The organism is Pacificoceanicola niger (assembly GCF_048553275.1).
Classification (GTDB): domain Bacteria; phylum Pseudomonadota; class Alphaproteobacteria; order Rhodobacterales; family Rhodobacteraceae; genus Pacificoceanicola.
Genome location: NZ_JBLZMW010000011.1, coordinates 159227 through 172200 on the forward strand (window position 1 = coordinate 159227; position 12974 = coordinate 172200).

Below are 12974 nucleotides of genomic sequence, written 5' to 3' on the forward strand. Positions count from 1 at the left end.
TGCTTCAGTTTGCCGTCAGGAAGGCAAGGTGCCGCCGGTAAGGGCGGTATTGTTAGCAGCTGACCGGGCAGCACAGCCGTCCCTTTGTGCCGGGATGGTCGTGCAGCGGGCCGTGTATTGCGTCGGTCCTGCGCAGCGGTGGCCTGTCCCCGGGTTGGAGGACAGGCCGCCGAATTTTGTACTCCAATGAACCAAAGCGAACTTGGCCAGTGTCAGTCGTGGTCACGCCCGATGCGATCCCGCAGGCGGTGCTCGTCTTCTTGTTCGTCGTCTTCGTATTCCATCTCGATGACCTGCAGCGTCGCGGGGTGTACGGTCACCTCGATGGCGCGCCCTTCGGCGTCGCGGCCGTCGATTTCGTAACAGCCATCGTCAATCTTGATACGGCGCACGGTCCAGCCGTTCTCATCGGCAAGCCGCACCACGGAGGCGCGCGGTTGCCAATTGGCCATCGGTACGAAACAGTCATCATCGGCCAGCGCGACACCCGCCGGAAAAACCGCAAGAACCGCGAGAATTGTCAATGTCTTCGTCATGGGCCAGACTCCCCTTTGCGGCCAAACCATTCCCATTCATGCAGCGCGAAGCTGACGGGAGCCTGAAGGCGGACGGTTCGGCGCGTCAGCATTATGTCAGCCTGTCCGGGCAAACCGTGTCGGTGAACAAAGGAATGGAACGATCATGCGCATCCTGTTGATCGAGGACGACACGGTTTTGGGCGCCGCCGTGCGGGATCAGATCACCGCCGATGGCCAGTCGGTGGATTGGGTGACGCGGCTCGATGCGGCCTCAGATGCGGTGCGCGGAACGTCCTATGATCTTATCTTGCTGGATCTGATGCTGCCCGACGGGCGCGGGATCGGCTTTTTGAAGAGTTTGCGCGCAGGCGGAGGGGTGACCCCGGTGATCATCCTGACCGCGCTCGATCAGGTGTCGGACAGGATCGAGGGGCTGAATGCGGGCGCGGATGATTATCTGGTCAAGCCGTTCGACCTTTCGGAGCTGTCGGCGCGGATCGGTTCTGTTGCCCGGCGCTATTCGGGAAACCCCAATCCGATCGTGGCACACGGGCCTCTGGATATCGATCTTGCGGCCCGCAGCATCTATCGCGAGGGCAAGCCTGTTCAACTGACGGCGCGCGAATGGGCGCTGTTCGAGGCGTTCCTGTCGCGTCCTGGTCAACTGTTGTCCAAGGCGCAGCTTGAGGAGAAGCTCTATGCGTTCGACGCCGAGGTCGAGAGCAACACGATCGAGGTTCATGTCAGCCGCCTGCGCAAGAAGCTCGGAAGTGCGGTGATCGAGACGGAGCGCGGCATGGGCTACCGGCTGGGCAAAGCATGAGGCTGACGCGCAGCCTGCAGGCCCGGCTCGCCCTGTCGGTCGGGCTGGTGCTGACTGTGCTTTGGGTCCTGGCTGCCTCGATTACGGCGGTGATCGTTCGTTCGGAGATGGACGAGGTTTTTGACTCTGCCCTGCGCGAGACGGCGGAACGCATCCTGCCGCTGGCAGTCACCGATATTGTCGGGCGCGAGGAAATGGGGGTCACGCAGCGGCTTGCGCCCATCCGGAACCATGACGAGTTCTTTACCTATTTGGTGCGCGACGTCGAAGGGCGTATCCTGCTGCAATCGCATGCCGCCGATCCGGCGCTCTTCCCGGACTATGCCGCGCCGGGGTTTCAACAAACGGATACGCACCGCTTTTACAGCGATGCGGCGTTGCAAGGCACGATCCGTATTTCCGTTGCCGAGCCGCTGGCGCATCGTGCCTCGGTCGCCCGCGAGATCCAGATGGGTCTTGGGCTGCCGCTCCTGATCGTGCTGCCGGTGGCGCTCCTGGCGATCATCATCGCGGTGCGCACGAGCCTTGGGTCCTTGCGGCGGTTCCGGGCAAGCCTTGAAGCGCGAAACGCACGGGACCTCTCGCCACTGTCCACCGGCGGGTTGCCTGCGGAGATCAATCCGCTTGCCACGACACTGAACAGCCTTCTGGCGCGGCTGCGCGATGCGTTCGAAGCCGAGCGCGGCTTTGCTGCCAATGCAGCGCATGAGCTGCGCACGCCGTTGGCCGGAGCCATCGCACAGGCGCAGCGCCTGCGCGCGGAAACCCTTGATTCCGCTGCTGCTGCCCGCGCTTTGGACATCGAAACGACGCTCAAGCGGCTGACCCGTCTGTCCGAGCGCTTGATGCAACTGGCCCGCGCCGAGGGCGCACAGCTTCGCCTCGACCGTACAACGGACCTGAGGGCCGTCGCGGGTTTGGTGATTGACGACATCAACCGTATGGGTGGCGCGGGCCGCATGGAACTGACGCTGCCGGATGAGCCGGTGATGTCGGATCTTGATCCCGATGCCTTTGGGATCCTGTGTCGCAACCTCGTGGAAAACGCCCTGCGTCACGGCGATGAAAATGCGCCCATCGCTGTGACGCTGACCCCTGATGGTCGTTTGATCGTTGCCAATGAAGGGCCGGTGGTTCCACCCAGAACGCTGGATCGACTGGCGAGTCGTTTCGAACGGGCGGGTGCGCATGGCGACGGCAGCGGGCTTGGCCTTGCGATTGTATCCGCCATAGCCGAGCGTATCGACTGTCCCCTGGTCTTGCGATCACCGCGCCCCGGCGCGTCTTCCGGTTTCGAGGCGTCGATGCTGTTGCCGACGGAAAAGACCAAAGCCGGGCAATAGGCGCGCGCGCTCCGGCCCACCTTCGCCGCCTCGCGGCATTCCGTTGAAATTCAACCTCTCCAGGGGGATGGCGGGTTATCGCCTGCTTTTTCCAACCCGGTATGATGACTTGTGCCAGCGCAAACACTGTCCGGTTTTCCGGGCGGACACAGACGCTCCACGATGATCAAGAGCCGTGGGACTGTTGCGCGCGGCGAGCCTGTCCGAACGGTCGTGCAACGGTCCGTTAGGTCCCGGTTCATAGCGTAAGTTGAACGAAAGGAACCGATATGACCAGCTTGATGACCAATTCGATGCGGGCGCTGCAGGAGTGGCTTCTGCCGCGCGGCCGTGCATGGGCGTTTTCCTGCAAGATCCTGTCTGCCTTGGCCGCAAAGCCGTTGACGCAGACTCTTGCCGTTTTCTGCGCGATCCAGAAATGGCGCGCCTCAAGCCCGGTCCCGTTCCGAATTCCACAGACTTAGACAGTTATGCATGAGGTAAGGATATGAAACACCTGTTCCGCTCGGACCTGATTTCCGGGCTCAATGCGCAAGGCGGCGATTATGTCGGGTTCGATCCGAACCTGATCTACGCTCTGGACCTGGACACCAACGCGTCCGCCGGTTGGCAGGGCGGGGATGTCCGGTATCACCCGGATGCGCGCTATGCTGGAGATGACTATCCCGGCTGGCTCGGAACAACCGAGGCAGGAGCAATATCCTTTGGTGGCGGACAGACGTTCGGAAGCTATCGCTATCGCGATTTTGCTGCCAGGAAAGGGCAAGTGTTCGAGGTTTACTGGGTCCTCGACAAGCCGACAACATTCGAGGGCGAACAGTACAAGTTCGACTATCTCACAATGCCGAGGCTGGAGTTCTTCTGGTTTGACGCAGCCGGCAGGGAGATTGGCGAAAGAGAGGTTTTGTACCAGCCGACAAATGTTGGTGTCTACACCAGTCTGGCAGCCCCTTCGGCTGCGGCAACCTTCCGCGTCCAGCTGCGGCGGCGCAATGTGGCCTCTTCGGGGACCGCGCCGTTTGTGCTGTATTATCTGCAGCTGCGCGATGTCACGGATGGGAGTGTCTCGCCATACCCCTGCGACCCTGAGCGCTTGCCTTGGCCATGGGCATTTCAGTCGGTGATCGGTGAAAGCCGGTCGCTGGACTTCAGGGATTCCTTCGCCGGGTCCGAGGTTTCACGGATCACGCTCGACAGCGCTCCGGCCAAGTCCGGGATTTCCGTTTCCGGAACGACGGCCAGCTTCGCGCCGACCGGGACAATTGAAACTGCCGAATACGCATGTTTCGGGGCGGTTACCGCAAAAGGTGCGCGGAGCCTTGGACCGGTGCGCATCCCGGTTCTGGCTGATCACTGTGATCCCATGACCACGTGGGATGAGGAGGGCATAGCCATTCCGACGATCCATGTTGAGGCCGGTCAGAAGCTGGTGGTTGATCCGCAGTTTTTCATGAAAGGGGGCGTTTGGCCGATCACCGCGTCCTTCACCTCCATGCCAGCGTGGTTGAGGGATGTCGGGAATGGTGTCCTGGAAGGAGAAGCATCGGGAGAAGCAGGTGCGCAGACCAAGGTGGTTGCCGTGTTGACCGATGCGATCGGCGCGCAGATCACCGTGACCATCCCGGTGGAGATCTTTTCCGTGGATCGCGCGAACCCGACTGAGATCGCGGCGGCCAGTGGCACGATTGCGGATGCCACCGGCATCACTTACGGCGGGGCGGGCCCGGAGGTTTTCCGGCTCGTGGATGGCGACACGTACGATCTTGGAAATCTTTACGGGCTCGTCCGCAATGCAGATGCGCCCGTGATCATCATGGGGCCGACGTCCGGCATGGCGTACATCAACCCTGGGATCATGAACCGAGCGCACGGCATCTGGTTTGAGGGAAACATCACCTTCCGGCGCACGTCGCTGCCCTCTGGCGATCTGTCTGATCTCGCTGTCAGAACCGCTCCCGATTTCGGCTACCAGAACTGGATGGTCGGGAGCTGGACTGCTGCGCAAGGCGTCCCACGGTGTTTCAACCGCTATACGGGCGTCACCTTCCAAGGCTATGAGACGGACCTGTCGAATGAAACCGGCTGGCGTCTCACGCTCGATGAAAACGGCGGTCTTCAGGACGATCCATCCGGCAAGCTGCCAACCACCGGGCCAGCCTCGCGCGGGGTTTATGGCGGCGGGATAGAAGTGGGAAACCTCGGTATCGTTCAGGGCTGTCGCTTTGTCTCTTGTGCCTTCGGTGTCATGGCCAAAGGCAAAATGAGTGGACTGTTCGATTTGACATTCGAGAAGACCCGTGTCGATCATATTCGCATTCATGGCGCGCAAGGTCTCGTTGTAACCAATTGCCGCGCTGGCCATGATGGGTCCGCCCCGAGGACCAACTCTGTCGGGTCGGAACACCAAGATGCTGTGCAGTCTGCCGATGCAGGAAATGGCTGCGGTGAACGTGTGGCGGTCCTCGATTGTTTCTTCGTGGACGTGGGATGGTACAGGGTTCAGGCTATCCAGATGAACATGGGGGGCGGTGGCTCCTATTCCGCCACGGATCACCCGTCGAGAAACGCCTATGATTGGATTTTCAGACGCAACGTCATCACGGCCTCCGAACCGAACGCGTTCAATCCGCAGGGCTTCATTGGTGAGCTTTCTGAAAACGTGCTGATTGGAGATCCCGAATCGCGCGGGCTCGAAAACGCAACCTATGCCCAGACACGACGGGATAAGGCATCCGGGGTCGTATTGACGAACAATATTCTGACGACTCTGACCGACGACACGAGCAACAGCGCCTGGACGCTGTCCGGCAACCTTGTCCTGGCTGGTGCTTGCGCCTCGGACATGGGCGCTGTTTCCGTGGCAGACATTTTTCCAAACCTTGGCTCTTCCACGATCTACAACGACCCGAGGGAAGCCGTGGCCAATGGCATGGCCGCCGATACGGCGAGGTTCTGGCGCGATGACGCGTCGGGGTACACCCAAGGACCGGCCTGGTTGAACCGGGGAAAATAACGGATGGGGCCCTGCCTTCGGGGTGGGGCCCCGCGCGGTGGAGGCGGTCTCGTCAAGGCGCGGACGACGTCAGCGAGACCGCCCCCCCCTGTTTCAGGGTCGTTGCTGCAACACAACGGGCAATGCTCCTGAAATCGGGAGGGACGGTTTCATTCGCGCGTTTTGGCCTGCAGGAGCGCCCGTTCCAAGGCCGCGAAAAAGGCTGTGCGCTGGACCGGCTTCATCAGACGAATGTCGGTCGGCCGCAGTCCGTTGCCGTGAACTGTCGCCTCCTCGGCGTATCCTGACATGAAGATCGCCGGAAGCTCAGGGCTTATGGCCCTCAAGGCTTTCACCAATCGGGGTCCTTGAAGGTTCCCGGGCATGACAATGTCGGTGACGACGATGTCGAACGCGGGATCGCCCTCGAAGATGTTCAACGCGAGATCGCCGGTTTCTGCGGTCACGACCTCATATCCACCACGTTCGAGCGCGCGTTTCAGAGCCGCGAGGACATCAGGCTGGTCTTCGACGAGAAGAACGCGCTCGCCCGCACCCGATGGCAGGGCAGCGTCAGCAGGTCTTTCCGTGGAGGGCGTTCCCGCGACGTGGAACGCCGGGAAGTACAGTTTGAACGTCGTGCCGACGCCGGGTTCCGTGTACACGCGAACCGTTCCGCCGGTTTGTTTCATGAAGCCGTGCACCATCGACAGCCCGAGCCCGGATCCCCCCTGCGGACCTTTGGTGGTAAAGAACGGCTCGAAGATTTGTGACACGATCTTCTCCGGGATACCGGGACCATCGTCGCTGACGGCCAGCATGACATACCGTCCGACGGGAATGTCTTCTTGCCTGTCGTCGATGTAGTCTTCATCAATCCGCAGATTTGACGTCTCGATGGTCAAACGGCCGACGCCTTTCATGGCGTCGCTCGCGTTCAGCAGCAGGTTCAGCAACGCGCTCTCGGTGAGCGACCGGTCGGCGCGGATCTTCCAAAGTCCGGCCAGAAGCGAGGTTTCGATCTTCACCGACGCGGGCAAGGTGCGCGCGGCCAGAGCCTCGACTGCGTGGGTGACTTCGTTGAGATCCAGCACCTGCGCCTCGATTGGCGAGCGGCGGGCGAACGCAAGCATGTTCCGGACCAGTTCCGCACCCCGAAGCGTTGCGTCAATGGCGTTCTTGGTAAACCTTGCGCGTTCGGGGTCTGCTTCTTCGTCCTGAAGGAATTCGAGATTGCCCAGAATGACCGCAAGCAGGTTGTTGAAATCATGGGCAATGCCGCCGGTCAGCTTGCCGATGCTTTCCTGCTTCTGCGCGGCCGCTGCTATCTTGGCCTGGTCCTCGGCGTTCTGGCGACTTTCGTACAAGTCCGAGACGTCATCGAGAATGACAACCGTTGCTATGTCGCCTGCCACGGACCGCAGGGCCGGAGTGCTGGACACGCGAACATAGCGTATCGCGTCGCCGGACGTGTCCCGCCGCATCAGGGCAACCTCACCTTTCAGGTCGGACCCGGCCAATGCGCTGCAGATCGGATGCCGTTCCTCGTTCAACGGCTCTCCGGTTTCGGGATCGAGGAAGGAAATATGCTTCGGCCACGACTCCGGGCTGTCGGTCACCAGGTCCGGGATCATCGCGCGGGCGCACGCATTGGAGAACGCGATTTCGCCTGCGCGGTTGAAGCCCAGAATAGCGCTTTGCGCCGTGTCCAGCACGGCACCAAGCCGTGTCGAAAGGCTTTCCATCGCGTCTGCGTGGCGCAGCGCCCGCCGGCGACCCTGCAGCACAAGCAGGAATACCGCCAGCAGCGCCACGGACAGAATGGCCGCGACACCGATCTGGGCAAGCCGGATTCGCGCGGCTGTCCAGAACGGTGGGGCGTCGAACCACCGGGATGCCAGGCTTCGGTATTGTGCGGATCCGATGAAACCCTGGATCACAACATTGAGCCTTGTATCGAGGTCCCCCAGACCGGACCGCATCGCAATGGCGAGATCATTGCGGAACGCGGGCTCGGGCAGGCGTGCGAAGCGCTCGCCTCCCCCATTTGTCTCCAGAAAGCTCTCAAAGGCGCTTCGCGCATAAAACAATGCGTCAATGGTGCCGTTTTCGAGCGCGTCTACTGCGGCTTGCGGCGTTTCAAGCGGTCGGAGGTTTACCCCGAGCGCCTGTGCAATTTCATCCCGCAACGGCGCTGTGAAGAGAATTCCGATCCGACCATCGACAAGTGACAACGGCAAGCCTGCGTCTTCGGCCCGGACGAAGGGAACATAGTCGATCGTCTGGATCGGGACGGTGAACTCCAGGAACTCATTCTCGATCTCGGTCACGCTGCGGGCCGGAAGCAGATCAAAGGCGCCGATGCGTGGGCCTTTTGACCAGCTTTCGAGCGAAACCACCTCGAACCGAAGTTCCAGTCCAGCCCTATCGGCCAGTTCCTCGATGATTTCAACGGCGAAGCCGGTCACGGTGCCGTCGTCATTGACCACGTAGTAGGGGGGGAAATGGGTCACCCCGACGGTCAGCACCTCGGGCGCTGGCGGTGGTGTCACCATATCCCAGAGCTTACGCAGGTCCTGCAGGTCTCCGCGTTGCTCAAGCCGGGCCAGGGCGTCTTCGATTTGCGGCATCAAGTCGGCATGCTCGCGCCGCAGAGCCACAACATGTGCGACGCTAGGGGCGGAAAACGGCCCCGGGACGATCAGGTCGTCGAGACCTGTCGTCGTAAGCGTTCTCCGGGCCAGGGATGACAAGGCCAGAACCCCGTCGACTTCGCCGCCAAGTGCCTGCGCAAAAGCCGTCACGAGGTCATCGTATTCGACGACCGATATGCCGTCAGGCATCGGTGTTCGGCTTGCAATGGAATTCCGAACAACGCCCAGGACCTCGCCTTCGAAAGACGCAAAATCAGCGGCGAACGGGGCATCATACCGCTGGTAGAGGCGCAGCTGGGTTTCAGCGACGGGTTCTGTGAATAAAAGCAACGCGGCGTCGAGCTCTGTGCGTCCCGTATCGACGAATAATTCAGTTTCTCCGTCCCGGATTGACTGGCGGGCGGCCTCGGCGGAGGCATATTCGACCAAGTCGACGTTTATATCCGCTTCCTTTGCAATCAGCCCGACGAGGTCGATGAAAAAACTCCGCGGCGTGCCGTCCGGTTCGTGGAACCCGAAACCCGAATCCGCGCTCCACGGCATGCGCAGTGTCGCCCGTTCGTCCTGCTGTGCGCCGATGGGCGAACTTCCCAAAACGAGGATCGCGGCAAGCAGCAAAGTGAAGAGACCCGGAAGGCCAAATCTGAAGGCAGCATTGGTCCGCATGTCCGTTTCCTCGATCCCGGTGCAGTCAGCGTCGTTCGGTTTGTTGTAAAGGGAAAGACATCTGCTGTTAATGAAATTCGGGGGTTAAGACCCGCGCGGCTGCAAGTTTGTCTCGTAAAACCCGGAGGACATCCACCGATCGCCTGGCCTCTCTTCCCAACAAGATTGGCATCAACCCGGTCTTTCGGCAATTTCAGGAGAGCATTCAGCCGCATATTGCGAAACGGTGCCCCCGCGCCGGGCCAAAGGTGCAATTCCCGATAATCAGAGGTTGGCTTGCCCACCGGCACGGTCTCAATCCGCAGTGCCATGGCGCGCGTCGCCCGATCCGACAAAAGGTCAGGGGTCGCTCTCTTGGCCGCATGATCGTCGCATGAGGTATTTTCAAATCTGGTGTTCGGCGATTATCATGCGGCGGCCTGATCTGGTGCTGATGGCTTGATGCCGTTTATGAAATCGACGCCATCGATAACGTCGGCGAGATGAGCCAAGCCGCGCATCTTGCGCCAGCTTCTCCGGGCGCATTCTCCGAGCTTGAATATCATGTGGAGCATGACATCCCGGCTGAGGCAGCCTTTGGTACGCTTGGCCGGGTGCCGGATGGTGGCGAAGGCGCTTTCTATCGGGTTTGAAGTCCGGATGCTCTGCCAATGCTGGGCCGGGAAGTCGTAGAAGGTCATCAGTTCACCGCGATCTTTCACCAGGCATTCGGTGGCCTTTGGATGTTTGGCCTCGAACATGTCCACGAATGGATCGAAGGCGGCATGAGCGTCTTCACGGGTCTCGGCCTGCCAACCTCTCGGGACATTTCCTTTGGAAATGCCCTGCCGGTCAATGGATATCGTGAAGCATCTTCCTGGCCTTCGGTTGGGTGCGCCTGGGCAGATAGTTCAGGAGATTGCCGGTCTTGTGCATCCAACAGCGTTGTGGCGGGTGGAGGGGAAGACCTTTTCCAAGCCGGCCCAGAACCCCATGGCCCTGTCGCCGGTGTCCAGTTTGGGCGCGGTCAGGCCAGGCGCTTTCAGCGCCAGAAGCACCTCACGCCAGCTTTGGGTGCTTTCGCGGACGCCGTCCTCGATAGCCAAAAAATGCTTCTCACCCCGGGCGCTGACCCCGATGACGACTAAGGCGCAGAGCCGGTCTTCCGAGCCGCGCAGGCCGCTGTAAATGCCATCCGCCCACACATAGACCCATTCATCGCGGCCAAGGTCGGCCTTGCGCCAGGCGTCATAGTCTGTCGCCCATTGCGTCTTCAGGCGCGCTACCGTCCTGGTTGAGAAACCACTCGCATCTGGGCCAAGCAACGCTTTGAGCGCCGCGCCCATCTCACCCGTCGAGACGCCCTTCAGGCACAACCACGGAAACGCCGCCTCTATGGATTTGGCTTGGGGACATAGGGCGCGACCAGCGCCGAGCGGAATGTCACGGGCTTGCCGTCCTCGGCGCGGACTTTCGGTACCTTCACCGTGACCGGGCCGCTCCCGGTTTGCAGGGCGCGTTCGGGGTGGCATTGTTGCAGAAGTGTCGGGTAGGGCGTGACGACCCCTTCGCCCGTAGGGGCTATGCGACGCGTACGATCTCGGCGGTGCCGAGGGCCGAGAAGCTGTTGATGAGGGCGATGCGGATGTGGATTTCGGCGGTCTGGCGGTCGGGGTCTCTGGCGGCGATGCGATCGCCGAAGGCTTTCAGGCAGCGCATCTTGGCTTCGACCCGACTTCGGGCGTGATATCCCGTCCAGCGCTTCCAGAAGGCCCGGCCGTAGTATCGGGTGGCGCGCAGGGTTTCGTTGCGGAAGCATGCCGCCGGGCAATCTTCCTTCCACAATCGACCATTCTTGCGGATCGGAATGATTGGGACTGCGTCGCGCGCGAGGATCGCGCTGTGGCACCGACGCGTGTCATAGGCCCCATCCATTGCCCGGCAGTGCATTGCGCAGCAATGTTCCGAGTATCCGTGATGATCAAGCGGGTTCTGGAGCCCATTTCCTGCCGTCTCTTATCAAAGCGTTCGCCAAGACGACGAGCTTTCTCATCACGGCGGTCATGGCGAGCTTGCGCGGCTTGCCGGCACGGGCCAGTCCAACCCGGACAGCCGAAGCAGGCTGGCCACCATGCCGGAGGTCTGTCGCAAGGGAAGCTTGAACGGAACCTTGATGGAGAGGCAGAATTGGAGCGCGGCATCGGAAAGGACCGGCGGACGCCCAGGCCGTCCGTCGCGCGGCGCGAGCCAAGTCATCCCCTTATCGACCCAGATCAGCAGCGAACCGCGCTTCCGGAGTGATGCATTGTAGCTGGACCAGTTCGTGGTGCGATACCGGGCGGGAGGAGGCTTGCTCATCCAACCCGCCCAACCGCATGGATTCCCGAAGTGAATCCTTCGCGGCCGGAGTTTTGCAACAACGGCGGCAGCCACCAACAATCCTCCGCAGGCCGAGCTGTCGGACGAGCTCCCGCGCCGCACGCGTGGTCGGAAGGCGCCAGTAGCAACGCAACTCTTCAAGGCTCGCAGTGCCGGTCGAAAAGTTGAAGTCGTACATTACGCACGACCTTTCTGCCCAAAAGGTCGCTGCGTTTCAGATCGCGCAAAAGTAGAAAAATGAACGCTGGTTGCGATTTTTGTTGACAGGTAGGTTCGACGGCCAGAAATCCGCCAAGGCGCTTTTGTGAAAGGGAAAAAGTGTCCAAAAGTTGCCCAAGCAGGGTGTGATTCAGTGCGATTCGGTGAGGTTTTTGCAACTTTATGGAGATCAAAAATGAATTTACATGCCTGCGTTTTTTCCCTTGTCCTTCCTGTACTTGGGTGGTTATACCCGTCGGCGGAGACGTGGCCGAGTGGTCGAAGGCGCTCCCCTGCTAAGGGAGTAGGCGGGAAACCGTCTCGAGGGTTCGAATCCCTTCGTCTCCGCCAGAAGCCCCTCTATTCGAGGTGTTTGGAAGCCAAAGCCACAAGGTTTCCACGGTTTTGTGATAGGTTGCCCAACATCTGGCCTCAATCCACCCTCAAGAAATTGTGGGGTAGAACAGATAGACGGTTCACACTTTGAAAAGACGCCCGTAGGCAAAAAGCCGGGGCCACACACTGAACGGCGACTCTCTGCGGCATTCGTCAAGACTGCGCCGCCCGGGCGGCATACGGACGGCGGGGGTCTTTATCTGGAAGTTGACCAATCGGGCGCGCGGCGTTGGCTTCTTCGCATAACGGTCAAAAAGCCGCGTCGGGATTATGGTCCTGGGTCGGCCAACGTCATCTCTCTGGCTGACGCGCGTGCCCAGGCGTTCGAGTTGCGGCGCGTAGCCGCTATGGGCGGCAGCCCAAGGGCGTATACTCGAGCCGGCGATGGGCAATGACCTTCGAAGTGATGGCTCGCCGCGTTCACGAGCGGAAGATCAAAGACAGGATGAACAACGGCAAGCATATTGCGCAGTGGATACAGACGCTCGAAACTTACGCCTTTCCCACAATTGGGCATTGTTGCAGAAGTGTCGGTTAGGGCGTGACGACCCCTTCCCCCGTAGGGTCTATGCGACGCGTACGATCTCGGCGGTGCCGAGGGCCGAGAAGCTGTTGATGAGGGCGATGCGGATGTGGATTTCGGCGGTCTGGCGGTCGGGGTCTCTGGCGGCGATGCGATCGCCGAAGGCTTTCAGGCAGCGCATCTTGGCTTCGACCCGACTTCGGGCGTGATATCCCGTCCAGCGCTTCCAGAAGGCCCGGCCGTAGTATCGGGTGGCGCGCAGGGTTTCGTTGCGGAAGCATGCCGCCGGGCAATCTTCCTTCCACAATCGACCATTCTTGCGGATCGGAATGACTGGGACTGCGTCGCGCGCGAGGATCGCGCTGTGGCACCGACGCGTGTCATAGGCCCCATCCATTGCCCGGCAGGCGATTGCGAAGCAATCTGCCGAGTATCCGTGATGATCAAGCGGGTTCTGGAGCCCATTTCCTGCCGTCTCTGATCAAAGCGTTCGCCAAGACGAC

8 protein-coding genes, 1 tRNA gene and 3 pseudogenes are annotated in these 12974 nt (G+C 60.9%); 7 read left to right on the forward strand and 5 right to left on the reverse strand.

The window, feature by feature from the left end; translation table 11 throughout:
- Positions 1 to 212: 212 nt before the first annotated feature.
- Positions 213 to 536, reverse strand: a complete 324-nt coding sequence (locus tag ACN2XU_RS15005; RefSeq protein ID WP_419411270.1) for a PepSY domain-containing protein — start codon at positions 534 to 536, stop codon at positions 213 to 215.
- 145 nt (positions 537 to 681) lie between these two features.
- Here ACN2XU_RS15005 and ACN2XU_RS15010 point away from each other — a divergent pair, with 145 nt between their 5' ends.
- The 4 genes from ACN2XU_RS15010 to ACN2XU_RS15025 all read left to right on the forward strand — a co-directional run bounded on the left by ACN2XU_RS15010 (position 682) and on the right by ACN2XU_RS15025 (position 5697).
- Positions 682 to 1341, forward strand: a complete 660-nt coding sequence (locus ACN2XU_RS15010) for a response regulator transcription factor (protein ID WP_419411271.1) — start codon at positions 682 to 684, stop codon at positions 1339 to 1341.
- A complete protein-coding gene (locus tag ACN2XU_RS15015) occupies positions 1338 to 2684 on the forward strand; it encodes an ATP-binding protein (protein WP_419411272.1) in 1347 nt (448 codons plus the stop codon). The genes ACN2XU_RS15010 and ACN2XU_RS15015 overlap by 4 nt, the downstream gene beginning before the upstream one ends.
- Before the next feature lie 269 nt (positions 2685 to 2953).
- Positions 2954 to 3148, forward strand: coding sequence for a hypothetical protein (locus tag ACN2XU_RS15020; protein WP_419411273.1), 195 nt, complete (start codon positions 2954 to 2956; stop codon positions 3146 to 3148).
- 23 nt (positions 3149 to 3171) lie between these two features.
- On the forward strand, positions 3172 to 5697 hold the full coding sequence (locus tag ACN2XU_RS15025) for a hypothetical protein (RefSeq protein ID WP_419411274.1): 2526 nt from the start codon (positions 3172 to 3174) through the stop codon (positions 5695 to 5697).
- Positions 5698 to 5846: 149 nt separating this feature from the next.
- On the opposite strand, the gene ACN2XU_RS15030 is transcribed toward ACN2XU_RS15025, so the two are convergent.
- The 3 genes and pseudogenes from ACN2XU_RS15030 to ACN2XU_RS15040 all read right to left on the reverse strand — a co-directional run bounded on the left by ACN2XU_RS15030 (position 5847) and on the right by ACN2XU_RS15040 (position 11333).
- Complete coding sequence (locus tag ACN2XU_RS15030) at positions 5847 to 8996, reverse strand: transporter substrate-binding domain-containing protein (protein WP_419411275.1); 3150 nt, start codon at positions 8994 to 8996, stop codon at positions 5847 to 5849.
- 407 nt (positions 8997 to 9403) lie between these two features.
- Positions 9404 to 10507: pseudogene (locus tag ACN2XU_RS15035) on the reverse strand (transposase).
- Between the two features lie 49 nt (positions 10508 to 10556).
- Positions 10557 to 11333 (reverse strand): annotated as a pseudogene (locus ACN2XU_RS15040) (transposase).
- Between the two features lie 480 nt (positions 11334 to 11813).
- On the opposite strand from ACN2XU_RS15040, the gene ACN2XU_RS15045 reads away from it, so the two are divergent.
- The 3 genes from ACN2XU_RS15045 to ACN2XU_RS15055 all read left to right on the forward strand — a co-directional run bounded on the left by ACN2XU_RS15045 (position 11814) and on the right by ACN2XU_RS15055 (position 12486).
- A tRNA-Ser gene (locus ACN2XU_RS15045) sits at positions 11814 to 11903 on the forward strand.
- A gap of 56 nt (positions 11904 to 11959) precedes the next feature.
- Positions 11960 to 12343 (forward strand): Arm DNA-binding domain-containing protein, encoded by a 384-nt coding sequence (locus ACN2XU_RS15050; RefSeq protein WP_419411276.1) that lies wholly within the window; start codon positions 11960 to 11962, stop codon positions 12341 to 12343.
- 11 nt (positions 12344 to 12354) lie between these two features.
- Positions 12355 to 12486, forward strand: coding sequence for a phage integrase central domain-containing protein (locus ACN2XU_RS15055; protein ID WP_419411279.1), 132 nt, complete (start codon positions 12355 to 12357; stop codon positions 12484 to 12486).
- A gap of 28 nt (positions 12487 to 12514) precedes the next feature.
- Here the strand turns inward: ACN2XU_RS15055 and ACN2XU_RS15060 are convergent.
- Positions 12515 to 12865 (reverse strand): annotated as a pseudogene (locus ACN2XU_RS15060) (transposase); the annotation flags it as partial.
- Positions 12866 to 12974 lie beyond the last annotated feature (109 nt).